This window comes from Elusimicrobia bacterium HGW-Elusimicrobia-1, from assembly GCA_002841695.1.
In the GTDB taxonomy this organism is placed as follows: Bacteria; Elusimicrobiota; Endomicrobiia; order PHAN01; family PHAN01; genus PHAN01.
The window spans coordinates 14,207-37,029 of record PHAN01000014.1; the positions used below are offsets into that span (position 1 = coordinate 14,207).

A 22,823-nucleotide genomic window follows, 5' to 3' on the forward strand; every position below is an offset into this window, starting at 1 on the left:
CGCGACGGTCACGCTCATATTTTATCTTTTTCTAAACTCTTCCGATAGCATCTCGGCGAATTCACTTCCGTCAACGACTTTTACGCCGAGCTTCAGGGCTTTGGCGTATTTTGAACCCGGATTTGCGCCGGTCACCACCATGCCGGTTTTTTTGCTTACGGCCGACGACGGTTCGCCGCCCCTCTTTCTTACTTCCGCTTCCGCCTCGGCGCGGGTAAAACCATCCAATTCGCCCGTGAACACCACGGTCTTGCCGGCGAAAATGTCCGAAACGCGCTCATTTTGCGGCTCGACGGTGTTTACACCCGCCTTTTTGAGTTTTGCAAGCAGCGACCGCGTCTGCGACTGCGAAAAGAAATTGACGACGGATTCCGCTATGGCCGGCCCTATCTCGCGTATCGACGAGAGTTCGTCTTTCGAGGCCGACGACAGGCGGTTCAAATCCCTGAAGTTGTCCGCCAGAACTCTTGCCGTTTTTTCCCCGACGTTTCTTATGCCGAGAGCGTACGTCAGTTTTGAAAGCGGACGCGATTTTGACTGCTCCACGGCCGCCAGAAGATTTTGCGCCCTTTTTTCTTTGAAAAGCTCCAGTCCCAGAAGATCATCTTCTTTAAGCCCGAAAATATCGGAATAGTCGGACACCAGCTTTTTTGCGACGAGCTGCGCGACAACCGCCTCGCCCATCCCCTCGATATTCATCGCGTCGCGCGACGCGAAATGAGCCAGCGAACGTTCAAGCTGCTGCGGACACGAAGGATTTACGCAGCGGTAGGCGACCTCGTTTTCTTCGCGCACCACGTCCGAACCGCAGGCGGGGCATTTTACCGGCGGAACGACCTCCACCGCCGACGGCGCTTTTTGCTCCACCTTGATAATCTTGGGTATCACATCGCCCGCTCGCTCGACGGAGACCGTGTCGCCCTCGGACACGCCGAGGCGTTTGACTTCGTCGAAATTATGCAGAGTGGCGCGCGAAATCACCACGCCGCCGACGGCGACGGGTTCTATTTCGGCTACGGGCGTGACTACCCCCGTACGTCCGACCTGAAAAACGATTTTGTTGATTTTTGAAACCGCCCTGCGGGCGGCAAACTTGTACGCTATGGCCCACCGCGGCTGACGGGCCGTCGAGCCGAGGCGCGACCGCTGCTGCACTGAATCAAGCTTCACAACCATACCGTCAATTTCAAAGGGATAAGCGTCCCGGTTGGATTCGGCATCGCGGATGTAGCGCATTACGCCGTCGGCCGTAGAAATAATCCGCGCCTTCACCGAAGGTATTCCGGCGGCCGCCACCGACGCAAGAAACCTGGAATGCGACGCAAATGCTTCGGAACCTTCTCCCGCGGAATGCGCCAGAAACTTCAATCTCCGCCGGGCGGTTACCGACGGGTCTTTCTGACGCAGAGAGCCGGATGCCGCGTTGCGGGGATTCGCAAAAGGCATCTCCTTGCCCTCGGCGGCAAGGGCGTCATTGAGCCGCGCGAAATCCTCTTTGTCTATATAAATCTCGCCGCGCACTTCCAGACGAGCGGGCAGCAAAGCGGAATTTTCCACGGCAAGCGGAACGGAACGCACGGTTTTGACATTCGGCGTAACGTCCTCTCCGGTTTCGCCGTCGCCGCGGGTCGCGGCGCGCGCCAAAGAACCTCGCTCGTAAATCAGCGCGCAGCTTACTCCGTCTATTTTGGGCTCGACGACAAAATCTTTTTTTTCACCGCCTGTCAGACGCTCCACGCGGGCAATCCATTCTTCGACTTCGTCGGCGCTGTACGTATTTGCCAGAGAAAGCATCGGTACGGAGTGACTGACTTTCCCTAAACCTTCCGAAAGGCCGCCGGCAACCCGGCGGGTGGGCGAATCGCCGGAAGCAAAACCCTGATTCTCCCTCTCCAGGGTTTCGAGTTCCCTGAAAAGCCGGTCATATTCCGAGTCGGATATTTCCGGACGGCTGTCCACGTAATAAAGACGGTCGTGACGCCTTATTTCATCGCGCAGATAATTTATTCTTTTTTCAATCGGGGAGGCGGGTTTCATCTCTTTTTGCCGTCGGGCGACGGAAAAGCGGGAGAATCTTTTATCTTGTCCAGAACGCCGTTTATGAATATTTTGGCCTTGTCTCCGGAATACGTTTTTGCCAATTCCACGGCCTCGTTTATGACGACCTTGGGCGGCGTGCCGTCCATTCCCAGCAACTCGTAGACGGCGACCCTCAGAATAGTTTTATCGACGATATTCATCCTGTCGAGCGCCCAATTGGCGGAATACTTTTCTATGCGCTCGTCGATCTCGGTCTGATGAACCGCCACGCCGTTGAAAAGCGCGCGCGAAAACTCCATCACACCCGTCGACGGCGAAGTCAATGAACCGTATATAACGGCCTCCGCCGCCGCGGCGTCGGCGCCGCAGAGGTCTCGCAGATAGAGTAGTTTGAGCGCATCCTCGCGCGCTTGGCGTCTCGACATATTTTAGTGTCCGAAAAAAAAGCGTTGCCCCCGGGCCCCGTCCGTCGTGAAACGGGTCGGGAAGCATACACATCTATTTTACCAAATTGGCATAAAGGTTCGCCATCTCAATGGCGGTTTCCGCCGCGTCTTTGCCTTTGTTGCCCGCTTTGGCTCCGGCGCGCTCCACGGCCTGTTCAAGATTGTCGGCCGTTATGACTCCGAAGATAACGGGAACGTCGGCGGACATAGAAACCTGGGCTATGCCCTTGGCGGCTTCGGCGGCAACGTAGTCAAAATGCGGCGTATCGCCTCTGATAACACATCCCAGACAGATGACCGCGTCGAACTTTTTGGAGGCCGCTATTCTTTTTGCCAGCGCGGGTATTTCAAAAGATCCGGGGACTTTCCATACCTCGATGTTTTTCTCGTCGGCTTCGTGTCTTATGAGAGTGTCGAGAGCGCCCTCGACGAGACGCGCCGTTATGAAATCGTTGAACCTTGACGCCACCACGGCGAATTTTTTATTTCTCGCCGTCAAATTTCCCTGATGAACCGTTGTCATAACTCCTCCTGTTTTATGCGGCGCGCGCTTTAAGCGGCGGCCGTTTCACTTGTAAACTTCGTAAAATCTCGCCTTCAAAATAAAAATCCTGTATAACAGAAAATATCCCAGCGGTTTATTCGGATACTTGCGTATTTTATAAATCGCGTCCATAAACAAATGCGCCGCGAAACCCGCGAACGCGCCGCCCAGCACGGCGCTCCGCGTAAAATATGCCGCCGCAAGAAGCGCCGCCGCCAACTCGTAGGAATGAAGCAGAAGATACGCGGTGCTTAAAAGATGATTCTCGCATTTGTAAAACAAATCTTTGACGTCAAAACTGATTCTGCGGGACGTGAAAAAATAATCCAGGAGATGGTCGATGTCGACGAAAACGCCGGCCGCGAAAGCCGCGGCGGCGGCGCGCAGGGGAAACCCCGATGCCACAATCGCCGTCGAGATTGCCGCCGACACAACCACGTGTCTTGAAACTTTCACCGGAGACCTCCGGAGCGAACGCCTAACTTATGTCCCATTCGTCTCGCTTTGGTATCGAGATATTTTTTTGCCATCGGCGATTTAGCCGGTGTGACGAGAGGAACTCTGGCCGAGACCTTGAGCCCATACCCTTCGAGTCCCACAATTTTTCTGGGGTTATTGGTCAGAAGACGCACACTGCTCAACCCCAGATCCGAGAGTATCTGGGCTCCGATGCCGTAGTCCCTGAGGTCGGGCTCGAACCCCAAGGCAATGTTGGCGTCGACGGTATCGAGACCTTTTTTCTCCTGCAGATGGTACGCCATTATTTTATTTTTCAGGCCGATGCCCCTGCCCTCCTGATGCATATACAACACGACACCGGAACCCTCTTTGTCTATGGCCTCGAGAGCGTGCTCAAGCTGGTCGCCGCAATCGCAGCGGAGCGAGTGAAAAATGTCTCCGGTCACGCACGAAGAATGGACACGCACCAGAATATTTTTGCCTCCGGATATATCGCCTTTTACCAGCGCTATGTGATGTTCTTTAAGCACTGTATCCTCGTAAAGATGCAGTTTGAAGTCGCCGTATCTGGTGGGCAGCTTGACCGCTATGAGTTTACTGACGAGCTTTTCGGTGCGGCGGCGGTATTCTATGAGGTCGGCGATGGTTATTATTTTAAGACCGTGGCGGCGGGCAAAACCGAATAACTGCTTCATACGCGCCATTGTTCCGTCGTCGTTCATTATTTCGCAAATGACACCGGCGGGATACAGCCCCGCCATACGCGCCAGATCGACAGCCGCCTCAGTGTGGCCGGCCCGCACAAGCACGCCACCTTCGCGATATTTAAGAGGGAATATATGCCCGGGTTTCACTAAATCCGACGGACGGGTTTTTTCCGATATGAGAACGCGGACGCTTTCCGCCCTGTCGTGAGCCGATATTCCCGTGGACACGCCTTTGCGCGCGTCGACGGAAACCGTAAACGCGGCGTCTCTTAATTCACCGGGATTTTCGACCATCGGGTCGAGTTTTAATTGCGACAGACGCGGCGAGAGCATGGGCACGCAGATGAGACCGCGGCCGTATTTGGCCATAAAATTTATGGCCGACGGCGTCGCGCGCGATGCCGCGCAAACGAGATCGCCCTCGTTCTCCCTCGACGGGTCGTCGACTACGATGATAAGGCGCCCTTTTCTGATTTCGCCGAGCGCCTCGGGTATGGACGCGAATTTATTTTTGTTTTTAGAAGCCGGCATTTTTCAATTTCTCCCTTGTAAGTTTTTGAGACGAAGGCGCGGCGTATTTGGCGGCGTATTTATCCAAATATTTTGCGGTGATGTCGTATTCTATATTGACGCTCATCCCCGCGCGCAGATTTTTGAAAGTAGTCATTTCCAGCGTATGCGGCACGATGGCCGCAGTGAACCGGCGGCGTTTGCCGTCGAGCGAAGCGACGGTCAAACTGACTCCGTTGACGGCCACCGACCCCTTCTCGACTATGTATTCCACGGGCGCCCCGAAAGTCGCCAAAAGCGAATTGCCTTCGCGCCGCAAGAATGCGACCCTGCCGATATTGTCGACGTGGCCCTGCACAATGTGGCCGCCCAGACGTCCGTCGGGACGCGCCGCGCGCTCGATGTTCACCCGCGCTCCGGCGCGCAATTCGCCCAGCGTAGTGCGGCTGAGCGTTTCCGGCGACACGTCGAAAGCGACCGCTCCTCCGGCGACGGACGTCGCCGTAAGGCACACGCCGTCGACGGCGACGCTGTCTCCGTCGGCGATGCCGTCGAGCCGCGTGACGACGGCAAGACGTCGGAGCGAAGCGGATTTTATAGTTCCGATATCCTCGATTATTCCCGTAAACATTTTATTTTATTCGCTTGTCATTGCGAGGAGTCCCCCCTCAGGGGGAGGACGAAGCAATCTCGCGAAAGACAGATTGCTTCGTCCCCGAGAAATCGGGGACTCGCAATGACAGCGTTTGAAAACTATCTGTCGAATAAATCCCTGGCCTTGCGTAATTCGTGAATCACATCCGCGGCATGGTAAAGAATTTCGTCCGTCGTGAACCGCAATACCGGAATGCCCGATAGAAGCAGTCTGCGGTCGCGTTTTTTGTCGTCCTTAATCGTCCTGGGATCCTTCTGATGACGCTCCCCGTCGCATTCCACTATCACCGATTTTTTGGTGTGCGGCAGCACCAGCAGAAAATCCACTATGCACGGAAAACCCATCCCCGTGATGTCTTTCTGAGGGATTATCGCCACCTCTTCGGGAAGCCCTATGAGCATTTCGGCCAGCAGTATTCTTTCCACGGGCGACGACTGGTCGCACGCCTGCGACAGCGCCAGAAATCTGCTCCGCACGGCGTTATTGATCCATTCGGCGGTTTCTTTCAGACGTTTGTCGAGATAGGTCTGTATTTCCTGTTCTTTCATTGCGCGACCTCGCTTTTGTTTTTTACCGGCGCGGCTATCACGACAACGTCGGGACCGGACCGGAAAGTTTTTTTTATTCGCAGTTTCACCGCCGACGATATTTTCCGGAAACCCTCTCCTTCCACGGGAGTTTTCGCGTTTCTCCCTCCCGCGATTTTCGGCGCCACAAAAAACACATATTCGTCGACGACACCGCTTTTTATGGCGTTCCAGTTCGTCTCGCCACCGCCCTCGACCAGAACGCTTTTGATTCCGGCCTCGAACAGTTTTTTCATTATCTTTTTGAAATCGAAGCCACCGCCGCGCCGTTCAAGAATAAGCGTCCGCGGAGCGACAAACGGCCGGCGCACTTTCGCAAAATGTTTTGCGGATGCCGCCGTGGTCACTACAATCGTTTTGGCCGAGGCGTCGAAAATATTTGAATCGACCGGAATCCTTCCCGACGGGTCTATGGCCACTCTTAGCGGATTTTCAGACGATGTTTTTTGCCGGCGCCCCAGCCGCACATTGAGCAGCGGGTTATCTTTTACCACCGTCCCCGCGCCAACCAGCACAGCGTCGTGCGACAAGCGAAGACGGTGCGCCATGCGGCGCGACTCAACCGACGAAATCCATTTTGAATCTCCGCCGGAAGCCGCTATTTTTCCGTCGAGAGTCATTGCCGATTTTATCGTAACGTACGGCAGTCGACGGGATATATTTTTGACGTAAACTTTATTGAGATCGCAACATTCGTCTTGCAAAATTCCCGAAACCGTCGCAACTCCGGCGCGCCTTAAATCCGCCAGGCCTTTGCCCGATACCGACGGATTGGGGTCTTTCATTCCGGCGACGACTTTCTTTATTCCGCTCTTGATTATCAGAGGAACGCACGGCGGTGTTTTTTTGTTCGTATGGCGGCACGGTTCAAGATTCACGTAAAGAGCCGACCCGCGCAATTTTACCGCGCCCGACGGAGTTCCGGCGAGTTTGCCTATGGCGTCGGGCTCGGCGTGAGGTCCGCCGAAATACTTATGATAGCCGCTTGCGATGACGCGGCCGTTTTTGACTATAACGCAGCCGACCATCGGGTTCGGGGCGGCGCGGCCAGCGCCTTTGCGAGCCAGAGACAGCGCCATTTTCATATATTTTTCGTCGGTGTTACGCATATTGTTTTTATCGGCTTTGCCCGATATTTGTTTTAAGCGTCTTGTATAAAAAATATTTCAAAAAACAAACTGTAAAATAAAAAACCCGAAGATGTCTCTTCGGGGAAAAACCGCAAACGCGCCTAAAAACAACCGGCGATTCGTCGCTCTTCTTTCATCCGGACTTTTACCGTCGGCATCCGAATTGCCGCGCCATAAAACTTGCGCGGCTCACGGATTCAGTCCCGCCGAAAATCGGAGGGACGAGTGGGCTTTACCACCGGTGGGGATTTTCACCCCGCCCCGAAGAGCTACTATATTAAACAAAAATCTCGAACAAAAATCAAGCGCGCGGGCGATTTCATTTTATTTCATCAATGATTATCGCGCCCTTATCATCGCGGCCTTTGACGCGCGCCACTACTTTCAAAAGACACCGTTCGCCCGAATTGATGTTATCCCTCGATGATGCGGCATCTTTCACGACTACGGGCTTTTTCCAATCGCCCTCGTAATAGACGGCGTTTCCGTACACCAAGAGCCGCCATGACACTGCCGCGTTTTCGTAGGCGGACGGATTTTTCGCGACACGCTCGTAAGTGAGACCGAGTTTCGCGGCTTCATGCGAAGCGATGATGAAATCTTCCCTCCGTTCGCGCCAGTCGTCGGCAATCACCCAAAATAAGAATGTGGCGGCAGCGAGCGCGGCGGCGATTAAAAAATACCGCGCGGCGAGCGTTTTCCGTCGGGGGAATGCGGACGGCGCGATGCCGGCTCCGGAAGCGTCGCAGCTGGCGGGCGGCGACAACTCCGCGCCACAAGCGTCGCAGAAGAGCGAATCCGGCGGTAATACGGCGGAACACGCGGGGCAGATGACCGGCGCAATCGGCGGGGACGAAGCGGTATGCCAAGCGTCGGACTGATTTTGTGTCGAGAAATCATCTACGGTCATTGGCCCTCCTTAAACGCCGGGCGCAAGGCGGAAGGTGGTCTGTTTCTATCCCAATTCGTCGGGCACAATTCATCGGAATATCGCGCCGATATATTCATTCTACAATTTTATTAATCGCGCGCCTTCTTCGGGCGAAATGGAAATCAGCACGGTTTTCGAATAAAATCTATCTTTTATTTTTTTAATTACTTTTGCATATTCTTCGACGCGTCCGGATTTTTTTGCCGCCGAATCGTCACGCGAGGCGGTTCGCGCGTAAATATTTATAGCTGAATCTTCGGTAATCGGTGAGGTATCCGACAATGTCGCGGATAATTTATTTAATTCGAGGAATCGCGGTTTTCCGTCGCGCGGTATCATAAAGTCCAAAGTACACGCGCAGCCGCAAGCGGCAAAACCGTCAAAGCATTTGAATATGTCTTTAATTCCCGGCACGTTTGCGATATTGGCGTCCAGCCAAAAACAATCGGTTACGAGTTCTCCGAAACGAGTCGGGCGATGCGCGCTTAGTCGCCCGAAATCCATTCGACAGGCGATTTTTTTGCAACATCCGTTCAGAGGTGAAAAAACGGATTTGCCTCCGGTATTGAAAAGTCCGCAGCAATTGATTTTATGAACGACATTTTCCGCGCGGGACGCATAAGTATCATCGGTAACTATAAGTTCCGAAATAATTACGTCCTGCTTGAATTCACTTTCCACCGCCGCGGCAAGTTTCAATATCCACGAACCGAAAAGGCGTGTCGGAACAACGGCATATTCAAGGTTTGATGTTAGCCGCCCTGCGGCGCCGTAAGCGGATTTGATGATTATGTATTCCGAATCGAAGAAACCGCGCAAACTTTCAAAACCCGCCGCTCCGGGTCTGACGCCTGAAGGTATTATAAGCGAACGGGGCAGATAAACCGCGCCGCCTGCCGACGAGGCGAGGGCAAGCATTTGAAATGATTTCGAGGCGAATTCCGGCGGCGTCCAGCCCAATATATTACTGCCACGGTTTAACGCAGATATCACGGATTCAACGGAAGCGCTTGAAAAAAGTAAATCGAACGCAACACTGTCGCGGGAACCGTCGCCAAGTATCTCCGAAGCATCTGTCGCCGAACGGATTTCGACGTCGTAACCGTAATCTAAATACAACTCAATCAACCCCCTCGATTTCCCGGATGCTTGCTGCCGGCCGAAAAGATATTTTGCCGGATACGGTTCCCCGCCGGTGAGGCGCGAAGATGATTCTTCAAAAAGCTTTTTCGTTTCGTCGGCGGAGTAGCAAACTTTGAGCGAAGTGTGAAACATTCCAAGCGCGGCGGCAAGAAAATCCTTTGCGGCGATAATACAGATTTTCTTCGCCATTTTAGACGGCCGTCACATGGAGCCCACGACTCTTTTTTTGGCTTTTTCGTCTATGATGAGCACGGAGTTTTGTCCGCCGAAACCGTCGGGAACAAGTCCGTCGGCGTTTTCGTCAGTTATCCAGCGACTGTCGTCAACGACGAATTTATACTGATATTTGCCCGTCGCAAGATTTACCGTCGTGTGCCACAGGCCTTTTTCGCGATCCACAAGTTTTAGATGATTGAACGGCGCCGTATGGTTCCATTTATTGAAATCGCCGCTCAAAGACACGGTTTTAGCGTCTTTCCATGTGAAGTAGAAATCCACTCTGCAAAAACGCTCTTTTGCAGCGACTGCGGCAAACCTTTTTTCCGAGAGTTTTTTCGCCGCCGCGTGGACATCCTCTGAATATTCGTAAATGGTAAGCAACGCCTGAAGAGCCGCCGCGGCGTCGAGGAAATGACGTCTCAGGAATTCGCTTTGCAGGCGGCCGCCGGCAAGATAAAGCGACGACACTTCGTTGTATCTTTCTCTGCGCAGGTCGAAGTCAGGCGTGTCGTAGACGGACACTTTTTCCCGCAGCCAACGACCCCATTCGTCTTCGATATCGTCGGTGGTTTTGCCGTAATATTTTTTCACGAGCGCGTTTACATTTTCACTGTTGGCGGTTTCGAGAAGTTTTTCGAATCGCTTCAAGCCGTATTTTTCGATTATGTAACCTCCGAAAGATACGAATTTGGGCGAAACGATATCCCACATATGTGCATCCCATTTATTACCACTTTTCAACAGAGTGCTCATCGGATAATCCCTATTGCTCCGATGGTCGAGAATCCATCTTGCCGGCGAGTGTATATCGCGATCGCATAAGGCGGCGGACATCCCATAAATCGGTTTATTAAATTTTCGCGGCTCTTGTTGCGGTCTTAAATATTTCTGCACGAACAACGCTATCACAATTTCTTCTTCGACGGCCCGTTCGACGCACTTTTCTATATCGGGCAGAAACGGCTTGATAAAACTAAAACTCTTATCCTTTTTCCAAGTGTTCATCGGAAAATATATATGGTATATGGCCACTTTCCCTGAGTCGGTCATTGCCGCCCTGCCATAACCGTGGAGATGTTCTTCAAATAAAGGATTTACCGAATAGACCGGGATTTTTTCATCAAAGCGCATTTTGAGCCGTGACGCAATTTTTTCGTAAATCCGTTCGGTTAGTTCGGCGATTTGTTCGCGGTCTTTGTACGCATCGCTTTGAGAATCTTCGAAGTAAAAGACGAAGTGCGGCGTTTCATGTTTCGGCGGCACCGCTTCGGCAAACGTGATATGCGATGAAACGATTAACGAAACAACCGCAAAAAGAGAAAACGGATTTTTATTGAAAATAAACATTTCCCCCTCCCCTTGTTTTATGGCTGGCATCCGACACGATGGCTCGCGCCGAAGTTTTTGACTTTTCCGATGAGCGAAAAACGGTTTTTATTTCTTGGGCGCAACCTTGCCGCGCGGCGTTGGCGCGCTTGTATCAAAATCATAATTGCTCGGCGCAGGCGGCGGATAATACGGCTCGGGCACAGGCAAGGCAGGCGGCTGGTAATGCGAATATTTATCGCCGGCGTTGGCCGTAGTGCCGCTGCCGCCGACACCGGTTCCAACCTTGAAATTCTCAAGCGACGACGGCGGGTTTTGAGGCAACTTCGTTGTGCCCATAAATTTACCTCCTTGAATTTTTTATACACATCGGATTAAGAGTATTATACAACATATTAAAGCAAGCCCCCCCCCCAACGACAAAATCAGCGATTGGAAAGATATGTTTTGATCGCGACGGCCGCCGCGGCGGCGCGGGCTTCGGTGCGGAAAATCGAGGAAAGTTTTTCCTGAAGCGTCTGCTCCTCGGCGATAATCTTCATTGTCTCGTCGAGGATTTGCTTCTGTTCGGCTATAAAATGCGTAGAGAGTTCGCCGGAGAGGAATGTCTTATTGGCCAGCACGGCCTTGTGAAAAGGTATATTGGTCTTGGGCCCCACGATAATATACTCGTAAAGAGCGCGTTTCATTCTTTCCACGGCCTCGTCTCTGGTGCGGCCCCAGACGATGAGTTTTGAAATCATAGGGTCGTAAAAAGTCGGTATCACGTACGACGAAAACACGCCCGAATCCACCCTCACGCCTATTCCCCCGGGCGAACGATACCCCTTGAGTTTCGCCGGCGACGGCGCGAAATTGTTAAGCGGGTCCTCGGCGTTTATCCGGCACTCTATGGCGTGCCCGTTAATTTTGACGTCTTCCTGCGAAAAAGGCAGTTTTTCTCCGGCGGCAATGAGAATCTGCTGCTTGACGACGTCGACGCCGGTTATCATTTCGGTTATGGGATGCTCCACTTGAACGCGCGTATTCATCTCCATAAAATAAAAACGTCCCTGCGTATAAATAAACTCGATAGTGCCCGCGTTGACGTAATTGATGGCCCGCGCGATGTTCACCGCGACCTGTCCCATTTCTCTTCGGAGCTCCGGCGTCATTACCGGAGAGGGCGCCTCTTCTATGAGTTTCTGGTGACGTCGCTGGATGGAGCATTCCCTCTCGCCCAGATGCACCACGTTTCCGTGCTTGTCGGCCAGAATCTGTATTTCTATGTGCCTCGGATCGGCCACGTATTTTTCTATGAACACCGACGGGTCGCCGAAAGCCGAACCGGCCGTCGCCTTGGCCTGTTCCACCGCTTCCTGGAGTTCCCCCGCGTCGCGGGCAATGCGCATTCCTATGCCGCCGCCGCCCGCCGCGGCTTTTACTATTACGGGGTATCCTATTTCCGACGATATTTTAAGCGCCGGCTTTATGCCGCGCACTTCTCCGGTGGTGCCCGGAACAACGGGTCCGCCGGAGGCCGCCACCGTCTTGCGGGCAATTATTTTGTTGCCCATAAGCTCCATTACTTTCGACGACGGGCCTATGAAAGTTATTTTTTCTTTCTCACAGGCGTAGGCGAAGGAGGGATTTTCCGCTAAAAATCCGTAACCGGGATGTATTGCCTCGGCGCCGGAATCCTTGGCTATCTTTATTATTTTTTTGATGTTAAGGTATGACTCTTTAGGATGGCTTCCGCCCAAAGGCCACGCTTCGTCGGCGTAGCGCGGATGGAGGGCTTTTTCGTCGGCATCCGAATAAATAGCGGCTGTTTTTACCCCGAGTTCGCGGGCGGCGCGCATTACACGGATGGCAATTTCCGAACGATTTGCAATTAAAATTTTTTTGAACATAAAAAATCAGCGGCGAGTAATGAGTAACGAGAATTAAACACCCCGTCCCGATAAATCGGGACACCCCTCTACAAGAGGGGAATAATTCCCCTTTGTTAAAGGGGTGTCAACGAAGTTGACGGGGCATTCCCCTTTTATAAAAGGGGTGGCTCGCCATAGGCGAGACGGGATATCCCCCATCATTACGCATTACTAACCCTAACCGATTACCATCAATACGTCGCCGGCATCCACTATTTCCGTCTCAAAAGTGTATATCTGACGCACCACGCCGTCGTGGTCGGAATGTATCTGGGTCTGCATTTTCATGGCCTCAAGGACAATGACAGTATCGCCTTTTTTTACCGGCGAGCCGACCTTGACCTTTATGCTGACGACCATCCCCTGCATAGGCGATATAACGGCCCCCTCGGGGATTTCCTCTTTCCTGCCGACGGAATCAGTCGAGCCCGCCGAGGAAGCTCCGGCGGCGATGGGTTTTATCTTTATTCTGAATTCCTCGTCATCGACCATAATCATAAACTCGTCTGACGACGCGGTCTCGGCGGGCGCAAGCGCGCGAGGGACTTCGCAGACACCGAGCGGCTCCGGTTTGGTTTCGCCCTTTAAAAACTTGACGGCTACCTGCGGATAGAGGGCGCAGCTCATTACGTCCTCGTCGGATTTTGCGGGCACGCCCTGCGCTTTTATCTCGCGGCGGACGTTTTCAAGCTCCGGCTCAAGCATATCGGCCGGACGCCTGTCGGAGGGTTTTTGTTTTCCTATGATCTTTGAAAGAATCTCTTTTTTAACCGGCGCGGGGGTGCGGCCGTAGAGGCCCAGACAATAATTTTTCACTTCTTCGGTGACTTTCTTGTAACGTTCGCCCAGAAGCACGTTGAGAACGGCCTGCGTTCCCACTATCTGGCTCGTCGGCGTGACCAGTGGCGGCCATCCCAAATCCTCGCGGACTCCGGGGACTTCCTTTAACACTTCGGAATATTTATCGAGCGCCTTTTGTTCTTTAAGCTGGGAATAGAGATTTGAAATCATCCCGCCCGGAATCTGGTGTATAAGAACGCTCACGTCGGATTTTTCTACGACGGGAGAGCACAGCGACTCGTATTTGGTTTTGACTCCCAGAAAATAAAAACCTATGTCGAGAAGTTTTTCCAGATCGAGGTTGGTGTCGTACGGCGTTCCGCGAAGAGCCGCAACAAACGGCTCAAGCGGCGGCTGCGACGTACCGCCGGCAAACGGCGAAAAAGCGCAGTCAACTATATCGACCCCCGCCTGAGCGGCCGCGTAATAGCTCAAAGAGCCCATTCCGCTCGTCATATGAGTGTGAAGATTTACGGGGAGTTTTACGGCTTTTTTCAGAGACGACACGAGGTCGGCCGCGGCGGCCGGCGTGATCAGACCCGCCATATCTTTGATGCAAATCGAATCGCAGCCCATATCCGACAATTCTTTGGCGAGCGTGACAAACGCCGCCGTGGTATGCACGGGACTCGTGGTGTAGGAAATAGTGCCCTGAACTTCGGCGCGGTATTTTTTGGCGGCCTTTATCGAAGCGGACATATTCCGCACGTCGTTAAGCGCGTCGAAAACTCTTATTATGTCTATCCCGTTTTTCACGCTCAGTCGCACGAACTCATCGACTACGTCGTCGGCATAATGACGGTATCCGACCAGATTCTGCCCCCGCAAAAGCATCTGAAGTTTGGTTTTCTTTATTTTGGAGCGGATTCCCCTCAAGCGCTCCCACGGGTCCTCGGCCAGAAATCTCAAACACGCGTCGAAGGTCGCGCCGCCCCACACTTCCAGCGCGTGGAACCCTACGGCGTCGAGTTTTTCGAGTATCGGCTCCATATCCTCGGCGCGCATGCGCGTGGCGATAAGCGACTGGTGCGCGTCCCGCAGAGTGGTATCGACTATTTTAACCATATTTCAAATCCTATTATTTATTTTCCGCCTGATTTTTCCCCGTCTGATTGAACACAAGAATCGCGTGGCGGCACTTGGGGCAATTTACCTGAAATAAATCCTGACGGCGAACCGCTCCGGTGTCGATGGAAACGCCGGCTACGCCCTTGGTATTTAAAATATTCCGCCCCAAAAGTTCGTTGAGTCCGAAATTCGCCGACGATAGCGGGCCGAGACGCCCGGCTATCCATTCGAGATGACGGCGCGACGAGAGGATTTCGCCGCAGTTGTCGCAGACGACAAGTTCCTTCTCGACGGAGGCGCGCATCTTGGAGCGGTCCACGCCCGATAGGTCGAACTCCAGGTTAAGTTTGACGCCGCAAACAGGGTCGTTGCGGGTTGTGCAGTAACGCTCGCACTGACCGCAAAAAATACATTCGTCATAGCGCCATTCCATCACACGCGAAGGTGTCTGTGCGCCGGACACTTTCTCTATGACTTTTATGGCTCCGGACGGACAGACCTCGGCGCACGCGCCGCAGGCGATGCAGCCCTCGTCGCTCGGCGCGGGACGGCCCCTGAAACCTTCGGGCGGGGTATGCGGCTCCGCCGGAAATTTTGTGGTGACCGGACCCTTTATCAGGGCGGTTATCGCTTCTTTAAGTTCTCTGAGTTTTGGATATTTCATAGTTTATAAGTAACGAGAATTAAACACCCCGTCCCGATAAATCGGGACACCCCTCTACAAGAGGGGAATATTCCCCTTTGTTAAAGGGGTGTCAACGAAGTTGACGGGGTATTTCCCTTTTGTAAAAGGGGTGGCTCGCCATAGGCGAGACGGGGTATCCCCCTCATTACGCATTACTAATTCTGTTTTTCATATTCATCGCAGACGGTTTTTTCCCAGAGTTTCACGCCGGACTTATGGGCGGCGCGGGCCATCGCGTGCGCCGTGACGGGCGCCGTCAAAAGAAGAAACACCAGACACAGAAGCGCCTTGACCCCGGCGGCCGTAAAACCGCTCAGGATAAATACTCCCAGAAGAATGCCGCAAGTGCCCAGCGTGACAGATTTCGTCGACGCTTGCAGACGCGTGTAATAGTCGGGGAAACGCATCAGCCCGAGGCAACCCAGCAGATTGAACATAACTCCGACGACTATAAAAAATTTGCCCAGAAACTCAAACATTGTTTTTCCCTCTGACGGACTTCGTTATTTGAAAACGTTGAAAAGCTGTCCAAATGTCACCCTGAGCGAAGCGAAGGGTCTCGTTTGTCGTCGGAATCAGAATGACAAATGCCGCGACGCTTTCTAAAATATCCGGAGCGCCGTTACTCGTCGAACTTCTTGCCTTCCAGATATTTGGCCAGAGCCAGCATTCCTATGAAACTCTGCAGCGCCCACGCTATGGCTATGTCAAGATAAAAAGATTTGCGCGTGGTCACATACAGCATCGCGCAGAAACCGATTATGACAAGACCTATTATGTCGGTGGCCAGAGCTCTGTCGGGCGCGGTCGGACCCGCGATAACGCGCACAAGCGCAAGAAAACAGCAGAGCAAAAGCACTCCGGAGAATTTTGCGGCCAGGGTATAGGAAGGCATTACCCAGAAAACCGCGACAGCTATCACGGACGCATACATCAGAATAAGTTTAAGTCCCGCCAGACGGTCTTTCATTCGAAGACCTCGATTATTATTTTCTCGAATTTTTCCACTACCCGACGGTACGCCTCTTGGCCGTCGCAGGACGGCGCGTTTATCCAGTGGATAAAAAGATGTCCCGCGTCCAAATCGGCGTCGACGGTAATAGTCCCCGGAGTCAGCGTTATAAAATTGGACAGGAACGTTATGCCCGTTTCCGTTTTGCATTTCGTGCGGACTTTCAGTATCGCGGGTTTAAGCGGCATTCCGGGATGAAGCACGCGCATGGCCATATCCAGATTGGCTTTTACGCACTCGAAAACGAAGACCGCCAGAAACTTGAAAAACATAGCGAAGCGCCGCCACTGCATGAACTTGGACGGATTTTTCGTCCAATCGGTCTTAAAGGTCAAAGAGACCGCGCCCGCCACCGCCGCTCCGACGGCCAAAGAAACCGGCGAGAGCGTAAACGTAAGCAGTATCCACGCGACGAAAAGTGTCAAGAATATTATTATTCTGTTTCCCATTATTTTATCACGTCGGAAGCGTATCCGATTCCTCTTAAAAGAACGGCGGCGGCCGGTTGTATGAGCGCGTCGCGCACCACCGGATAGAAAACTCCCAAAAGCACGCAGGCCGAAGCCAGCGCCATCATCGGGAGCGTCATCGACAACGGCGCCTCTTTCACCGACGAAAGATTCTCTTTCGTCTTGCCCCAGAATATGTGCTTCTGGACTTTAAGAAAAATCGCCAGGGTAAACACGCTCACGACGGCCGCAATCGCTCCTGCAAAATATTTACCGGCCTGAAACGCCGCTATAATAATTATGAACTTTGACCAGAAACCGTTAAGCGGCGGCACGCCGGAAATTGCCAGCGAGGCCGTAAGGGACGTAGCGCCGGTTACGGGCATTTTGGCGGCCAGCCCTCCGGCGGATTTCAGGTCTCTCGTCGAAGCCGAGTATTCGACCGCGCCTGCGTTCAGAAAAAGAAGCGACTTGAACATCGCGTGGTTTACCAGATGATACAAACCGCCGACTATGCCAAGAGGCGTTCCCAGTCCCAGGCCAAGGGCGATATAGCCGACCTGGCTGATGGTCGAGTAAGCCAGCAGACGCTTAAAGTCCCACTGTCCCAGGGACATAAGGACGCCGACTACCATCGAAAGCGGCCCGACAAAAAGCAGTATGTTCGACATAAATCCGGCGAAGGGCGCCACGACGGTGAATATCCTGGCCAGGGCATAGAGTCCGGTAACTTTTATTATTACACCCGAAAGAAGCGCCGACACCGGAGCCGGCGCGGACGAGTGTACGTCCGGAAGCCACGCGTGGAACGGAACCATTCCGGCTTTAAGCAAAAGTCCCACGGCAAAAAGCGCGGCGGCGAAAGGCACGGCGGGCGAATATCCGCGCGCGGCCATAACCGCGGCGACGTCGGCCAGATTGAGCGTGCCGGAGTACGAATATATCACGGCAATGCCCATCAGTATAAAGGCGGAGGCGGTGGAGCCGAGCACGACGTACTTAAACGACGCTTCCAGTTGGTCGCGCTCCAACCCGAAGGCCGTCAGCGCGTAGGTCGTTATCGACGCCAATTCGATGAACACGAACATATTAAACAAATCGCCGGAAAGAGCCAGCGCGTTTATGGCCCCGAGCATTACATTGAACAAAGCGTAATATTTGGCCGGCGCGGTGTAGGACTTCATGTAGCCGATGGAATAAACCGCCGCGGCAGCGGCCACGAAGTTGGCCGCAAGTATAATGAGCATGGAAAGTCCGTCGAGAACCCACACAACGCCCAGGGGCGCCGGCCATCCGCCGAAGGTATATACCACGGCTTCCGGACCACGGACAAAAAAAACATAGACGGACAGCGCCAGCAGCGCCAGCGGAGACGACACGCCGATTATCTCGGCGAACTTTCTTCGCGCGCCGTGCGCGGCGGCAAGAAGAAACGCCGCGGCAAGAGGCGCCGCCAAAAACAGAGTGAGCAATCCGGGTTTCATCGTAACGCGCTATCCTTTGAGGTTTTTTATTTCGGTAATGTCGAAAGTTCCGTGCTTTTCGTAAATTCTTAATGCAATCGCGGCGGCCATCGCCAAAACTCCCAGATCAATGACAATGGCCGTAAGCACAATGGCCTGCGGAAGCGGGTCCACAAAGTTCGCCGCTTCTCCGGCGGAAAAAATCGGAGCCGTGGCGCCGGTTTTATATCCTATCAATACAAAAAACAGATTGACCGCGTACGTAAATATCGCCAGGCCTATGATTTTTTTTACGATATTCTTTTTTATCAGGACTCCGTAAAGCCCTATGCCGAAAAGAATGAAAACGAGTATGTAGTTTATCATTTTTTATTCGCGCCTTCGCCGGCAAAAAAAGTCATGGCGGTAAATATCGCAAAAAGCCCGCCCATCACTTTAAGCCCGATGGCCATATTGTTTATTATCACCGTGCCGCCGCTCATAAACTCAAAAGGCGTTCCCGCGGCCAGATAATTTTTGAAAAAATAACCCGCGGCAAGTCCCGAAATACCAACCGCAAGAAATGCCAAAGCGCCCGCGCCTTCCAGAACTTGCGCGCCGGCAAACGTCAACTCTTTTACGGCGGTTTCGCGGCCGTAGGCCAGCATCAAATGAACCACGGCAAGGGCCAGCATTACACCTCCGGCGAAACCTCCGCCGGGCGTAAGATGTCCGTGCAGAATGATGTAGACGCCGAACAGAAAAATAAGGCGCACCGTCAGGCGGGTGATGGTTTTTACGATAACCGACATTCCGGCCGATTTGGGCTCCATCAGTCCTTCTCCTGGCGCGGTTTCATTCCGGTTTTGCGCATTATGGCCGCGACGGCCACGGCGGCGGTAAAAAGCACGGTCGCTTCGCCGAGTGTGTCTATCGCCCTGAAATCAAGAATTATGGCCGAAACAGCGTTGGCCGCGCCGACTTTATCCAGCGTGGATGCGATATATTCCGAAGATACTTTCATAAGCGGCGAGCCGAAAGCGGGAAGATGAGCCAAAGCTATGGCCGCAAAATATATAAGCGTGCCTATGGAAAATACGGCCACAAGAACCAGAGCGGCGGCGCGGGTTCCCGTCATCCTGGTTGTGTCTCTTTGCACGGTGGCTCTTATAAGAATGATGAGGGCCAGAATCTCGACGACTATCTGTGTGATGGCCAAATCGGGAGCGCCCAGCAGCAGGAATATCACACTGAGTCCGTAACCGGCCACGCCGACGGCAATCACGCACGAGAGGAGGTCTTTGAGCTCAAGCGCTACGATGCTTCCTATGGCTATAAGAGCGATAATCAGCGTTATTTCCATATTCATAATTTTTATGCTCCGGCAACGGCGGTTATCTTACCAGAATCCACAATATGGCCGCGGCTCCGACGAGGTACCACGACAGATAAACGTAAAGGTCTCCGGTATGCGCCAGACGAAAAACGAATATTATTCCTTCTACGGCCTTGACGAAGAAAAGCTGCAAAAGATATATGACTCGCTCCACGCCGTAGTAAACGGCCGACGAAACCGCCGCGATGGTTTTCATTATCAAAGAGTAAAAACCGCCGTCGCGGCCCGACGGAGAATAGACGGCGGAAAGCCCGCTAAGTTTCTCGACGGTCTTATAGAAATCCCCGCCGCCGAACACGTACTCGGGGCGATATTCTTCGCCGCCGAAAAATATGTCGGTGCGACGGATGCGTCCGGAAATCTTAAACTGGTAAAGCGCGACGCCCGCAAGAACCGCGGCTATTGCCATAAGCAGCGCGGCGAATGACGTCTCCACGAGCATGGGCAACCCTATGTAAAACGTGGCTCCCACACCAAGAAACACCGAGGCCGCCGCAAGGGTTATCTGAGGAATCCGCAGGGCCAATTCCGAGTCGACACGGCGTTCGACGCTTTTTGGGGCGGGTTCGCCGTCGTCTTTTACGGCGGGGCGGGCCAAAAATACGGAGTGAATCACTTTAAGAAAACTCGCAAGGGTAAGAGACGAACCGGCCATCGCGACAAACAGCGCTATGAGCACGTAACGGTTTCCCGCGAGCGTGGATGCCGTAAGTAGCCCTTGAAATATCAGCCACTTCGACACGAACCCGTTGAGCGGCGGAACGCCCGATATGGCCAGAGACGATACAAGCATAGAGCCGAAAGTCGCGGGCATCTTCGACGACAAAGAGCCCAGACGCGACATTTCCGTGGTGCCCTTGGCTTTTTCAACAACGCCTGCGCCCATAAAAAGTCCCGACTTATACACCACGTTGTTGAACATATGGAACACGCCGCCCAATATGCCTATGGGGTTGAAAGTCGCCACGCCCAGAATCATATAGCCGACCTGCGAAACGCTGTGATAGGCAAAAAGTTTTTTCAGGTCGTGCTGGGCAAGCGCTTTAAGAACCGAGATAATAAGTGTAAGAGCTCCGGCGATCATAAGCGCCGGCTGAAAAAATTCCGCGCGGTCGCGCAGGGCGGGAAGCACCCGCATTAACAGATAAATTCCCAGCGCCTTGTCTATTATCGCCGGAAATAATATGAGCGTTTCCACCGACGACGTCGAGGACGCGCGTATAATCCAGTTGTGAAACGGCATTGCGCCGGTCTTGGCCACCGCGCCGAAAACTATAAGCGCCAGAGAAATCATTGCCAGTTTGCCTTCGGGCAGACGGGCTACGGCCAAAGTGACGTCGTAAGTCCCCGACAAGCGCGCGATGAGAGCCACGCCCAGAAGCATCGCAAAATCCGACAGTCCCAGCACAATCAAAGCCCGCTGCGCCGTGGGCTCGTCGGTATCCTGAAGAACCAGATAGAGCACCGCCAGCACCGCGCCCCAGAAAACCAGCATCGTGAAAAAATCACCGGCGGCTAGCGCGCCCGAAGCGGCCGACGCGGCGAGAAGATACAGCGCCATACTTTTCTTGCCGGCGACGGCGGAGGCGTAAATGAAGAACACGAAGAATGCCGCCGACATAAGAACGCCGAATATGGCCGCAAGAGAATCTATCCGCATACTGAAACCGCCCGCTACCGGCAGCGGATGCGCCGACGGCGGAAGCCATCCGGACGCAAACTCAAAGACCGTCGGTGTGGCGGCGAATATCACGGCGGCGGCAAGAGCCAGAAATGAGGCGTAGACGGCCGTTATGCCTCGGGCTTTGCGCCACGAAGATGGCATAAGAGCCGCAGCCAGAGCCGCCACGGCGGTGACCGTCGGTATTATAAGAACGTATCCGCTCATAATATCCTTGAGAGTATTCCGGTCGGAAACTTAATCAGCAATCCGAGCGCCAGCGATATTACGCCGAAAACCGCCACGACAAAAACCATCGAGGCGGAACCTTCGCGGGCGCTCGTTGCGGCTTCGCCGGCCTCGCCGGTGAATACCTGTCTGTAGAACCTGAATATGTAATACATCGTCATTACGGCGGCGGCAAGAAGAAATACCGCCGAATAAAATCTGTGGGAATCAAGCGCGGCGGATATCACGGCATACTTGGCAAAGAATCCGACCGTAGGAGGAATGCCCGCCACCGATAGAGCGCAAATTATGAAAGACGCGTCCGTGTAAGGCATTGTTTTCTTCAATCCCCCCAGACGTCTTATGTCCTTGACGCCGAGAGTGTGCTCGACGACGCCGGCGGCAAGAAACAGTCCCGCCTTGGCAAAGGAATGAGCCATTATATATATGAAACCCGCGGCGACGGCGGTTACCGTGTTAAGCGAAAAAGCAAAGATAATGTAGGCAAGCTGCGACATAGTGGAATATGCCAGTATTCTTTTTATGTCATTCTCTTTGGCGGCGGCGGCGGCCGCTACGATGGCCGTGACCACCGATGCAATCGAGACGAAAGACGCCACGGCGGGATCAAGAGTCATAGAGGCGTTGAAAAATCTCCAGAATGCGTAGGCGCCTATCTTAACCAGCACGGCCGCGTGGAGCAGCGCGGTAACCGGAGTCGGCGCGACGCCCGCGTCGGGAAGCCACAAGTGCAGAGGCAGCTGCGCCGATTTGGAAAAAATACCCGCTATTATCAAAAGGGAAGCCGCCGTGCCTACGCGGTAATCCCTCAGAGCCGCCAGAGAAAACGTTCCGGTTGCCGCGTATATCAGCGCTATACCCGCAAGCATAGCCACGGCTCCGACGGAGGTTATCATAAACGCCTGATTGGCCGCGACAAGGTGCTTTTCCTGTCTGCGTATGCCTATGAGCCGCCAGGAACACACGGCGGTCAACTCCCAGAAAACGTAGAGCGCAACCAGATGGTCGGAAAATACGAGCCCCATCATAGAACCCACAAAAACCAGAAATAAGAAGTAGAACTCGCCGAGGTCGTCGGCGCCGGCCATATATCCGTGCGAATACAAGGCGATGAGCAAACTCACCGTTAATACCGTCAGCGCCATAAAAAACGCGAAGCCGTCGACGGCAAAAACCGCAGAGGCGCCGAGACGGGAAGCAATCGAGGAAGATACGACAAAACTTTCCGTGGAAAACAGCCGCACACCCATCGCCAAAGCGGCGGCGAGCGAAACGAAGGCGGCGGCGCTCTTCAGCGAGCGCGGAAGCGCGGCCGCAAGTATCGCGCCGGCAAAAGGAATCGCCAGCCAGAGTAGGAAAATATTACCGTTTATCATAATTTACAAATATGTCATTGCGAACTCGCCCCACTC

Annotated in this window: 24 protein-coding genes and 1 riboswitch; all 24 genes read right to left on the reverse strand. The window is 53.5% G+C overall.

The features are described 5' to 3' along the window. Positions 1-21: 21 nt before the first annotated feature. Positions 22-2,037, reverse strand: coding sequence for a DNA ligase (NAD(+)) LigA (locus CVU77_07340; protein ID PKN00997.1), 2,016 nt, complete (start codon positions 2,035-2,037; stop codon positions 22-24). Then, positions 2,034-2,465, reverse strand: coding sequence for a transcription antitermination factor NusB (gene nusB / locus CVU77_07345; GenBank protein ID PKN00998.1), 432 nt, complete (start codon positions 2,463-2,465; stop codon positions 2,034-2,036). The genes CVU77_07340 and nusB overlap by 4 nt, the downstream gene beginning before the upstream one ends. A 73-nt stretch (positions 2,466-2,538) precedes the next feature. Continuing rightward, a complete protein-coding gene (locus tag CVU77_07350) occupies positions 2,539-3,009 on the reverse strand; it encodes a 6,7-dimethyl-8-ribityllumazine synthase (protein ID PKN00999.1) in 471 nt (156 codons plus the stop codon). Positions 3,010-3,054: 45 nt separating this feature from the next. Next, positions 3,055-3,486, reverse strand: coding sequence for a hypothetical protein (locus CVU77_07355; protein PKN01000.1), 432 nt, complete (start codon positions 3,484-3,486; stop codon positions 3,055-3,057). Further along, entirely contained in the window at positions 3,483-4,727 is a 1,245-nt protein-coding gene (locus CVU77_07360) for a bifunctional 3,4-dihydroxy-2-butanone-4-phosphate synthase/GTP cyclohydrolase II (protein PKN01001.1), read from the reverse strand. The genes CVU77_07355 and CVU77_07360 overlap by 4 nt, the downstream gene beginning before the upstream one ends. Next, complete coding sequence (locus CVU77_07365) at positions 4,714-5,337, reverse strand: riboflavin synthase (GenBank protein ID PKN01002.1); 624 nt, start codon at positions 5,335-5,337, stop codon at positions 4,714-4,716. Before CVU77_07365 ends, CVU77_07360 begins: the two co-directional genes overlap by 14 nt. Before the next feature lie 122 nt (positions 5,338-5,459). Then, complete coding sequence (locus CVU77_07370) at positions 5,460-5,909, reverse strand: hypothetical protein (protein PKN01003.1); 450 nt, start codon at positions 5,907-5,909, stop codon at positions 5,460-5,462. Beyond that, entirely contained in the window at positions 5,906-7,057 is a 1,152-nt protein-coding gene (gene ribD, locus CVU77_07375; protein ID PKN01004.1) for a riboflavin biosynthesis protein RibD, read from the reverse strand. Before ribD ends, CVU77_07370 begins: the two co-directional genes overlap by 4 nt. 142 nt (positions 7,058-7,199) lie before the next feature. Continuing rightward, positions 7,200-7,351: riboswitch (FMN riboswitch) on the reverse strand. A 46-nt stretch (positions 7,352-7,397) separates the two neighbouring features. Further along, on the reverse strand, positions 7,398-7,988 hold the full coding sequence (locus tag CVU77_07380) for a hypothetical protein (protein PKN01005.1): 591 nt from the start codon (positions 7,986-7,988) through the stop codon (positions 7,398-7,400). Between the two features lie 99 nt (positions 7,989-8,087). Then, positions 8,088-9,341 carry a hypothetical protein gene (locus CVU77_07385; protein PKN01006.1) on the reverse strand — a complete coding sequence of 418 codons (1,254 nt, stop codon included), beginning with the start codon at positions 9,339-9,341 and terminating at the stop codon, positions 8,088-8,090. 12 nt (positions 9,342-9,353) lie between these two features. Next, the gene (locus tag CVU77_07390; GenBank protein ID PKN01027.1) at positions 9,354-10,082 is read right to left on the reverse strand and encodes a hypothetical protein; all 729 of its coding nucleotides are present in this window, start codon (positions 10,080-10,082) and stop codon (positions 9,354-9,356) included. Positions 10,083-10,805: 723 nt separating this feature from the next. Next, entirely contained in the window at positions 10,806-11,036 is a 231-nt protein-coding gene (locus CVU77_07395; GenBank protein PKN01007.1) for a hypothetical protein, read from the reverse strand. 86 nt (positions 11,037-11,122) lie between these two features. Further along, positions 11,123-12,589 carry an acetyl-CoA carboxylase biotin carboxylase subunit gene (gene accC / locus CVU77_07400; GenBank protein ID PKN01008.1) on the reverse strand — a complete coding sequence of 489 codons (1,467 nt, stop codon included), beginning with the start codon at positions 12,587-12,589 and terminating at the stop codon, positions 11,123-11,125. 198 nt (positions 12,590-12,787) lie between these two features. Next, positions 12,788-14,515 carry an oxaloacetate decarboxylase subunit alpha gene (gene oadA / locus CVU77_07405; GenBank protein ID PKN01009.1) on the reverse strand — a complete coding sequence of 576 codons (1,728 nt, stop codon included), beginning with the start codon at positions 14,513-14,515 and terminating at the stop codon, positions 12,788-12,790. 13 nt (positions 14,516-14,528) lie between these two features. Continuing rightward, the gene (locus tag CVU77_07410; protein PKN01010.1) at positions 14,529-15,182 is read right to left on the reverse strand and encodes a hypothetical protein; all 654 of its coding nucleotides are present in this window, start codon (positions 15,180-15,182) and stop codon (positions 14,529-14,531) included. Between the two features lie 176 nt (positions 15,183-15,358). After that, positions 15,359-15,682, reverse strand: a complete 324-nt coding sequence (locus CVU77_07415) for a Na+/H+ antiporter subunit G (protein ID PKN01011.1) — start codon at positions 15,680-15,682, stop codon at positions 15,359-15,361. A gap of 143 nt (positions 15,683-15,825) precedes the next feature. After that, a complete protein-coding gene (locus tag CVU77_07420; GenBank protein PKN01012.1) occupies positions 15,826-16,173 on the reverse strand; it encodes a multiple resistance and pH regulation protein F in 348 nt (115 codons plus the stop codon). Then, positions 16,170-16,664 carry a Na+/H+ antiporter subunit E gene (locus tag CVU77_07425; GenBank protein ID PKN01013.1) on the reverse strand — a complete coding sequence of 165 codons (495 nt, stop codon included), beginning with the start codon at positions 16,662-16,664 and terminating at the stop codon, positions 16,170-16,172. The genes CVU77_07420 and CVU77_07425 overlap by 4 nt, the downstream gene beginning before the upstream one ends. Further along, entirely contained in the window at positions 16,664-18,148 is a 1,485-nt protein-coding gene (locus tag CVU77_07430) for an NADH/ubiquinone/plastoquinone (complex I) (GenBank protein PKN01014.1), read from the reverse strand. Before CVU77_07430 ends, CVU77_07425 begins: the two co-directional genes overlap by 1 nt. Before the next feature lie 9 nt (positions 18,149-18,157). Then, on the reverse strand, positions 18,158-18,493 hold the full coding sequence (locus CVU77_07435; protein PKN01015.1) for a cation:proton antiporter: 336 nt from the start codon (positions 18,491-18,493) through the stop codon (positions 18,158-18,160). Then, entirely contained in the window at positions 18,490-18,939 is a 450-nt protein-coding gene (locus tag CVU77_07440; GenBank protein ID PKN01016.1) for a hypothetical protein, read from the reverse strand. The genes CVU77_07435 and CVU77_07440 overlap by 4 nt, the downstream gene beginning before the upstream one ends. Beyond that, a complete protein-coding gene (locus CVU77_07445; GenBank protein ID PKN01017.1) occupies positions 18,939-19,475 on the reverse strand; it encodes a hypothetical protein in 537 nt (178 codons plus the stop codon). Before CVU77_07445 ends, CVU77_07440 begins: the two co-directional genes overlap by 1 nt. A gap of 25 nt (positions 19,476-19,500) precedes the next feature. Next, complete coding sequence (locus CVU77_07450; protein ID PKN01018.1) at positions 19,501-21,390, reverse strand: hypothetical protein; 1,890 nt, start codon at positions 21,388-21,390, stop codon at positions 19,501-19,503. Further along, entirely contained in the window at positions 21,387-22,787 is a 1,401-nt protein-coding gene (locus CVU77_07455) for a peroxiredoxin family protein (protein PKN01019.1), read from the reverse strand. Before CVU77_07455 ends, CVU77_07450 begins: the two co-directional genes overlap by 4 nt. Between the last annotated feature and the right edge of the window lie 36 nt (positions 22,788-22,823).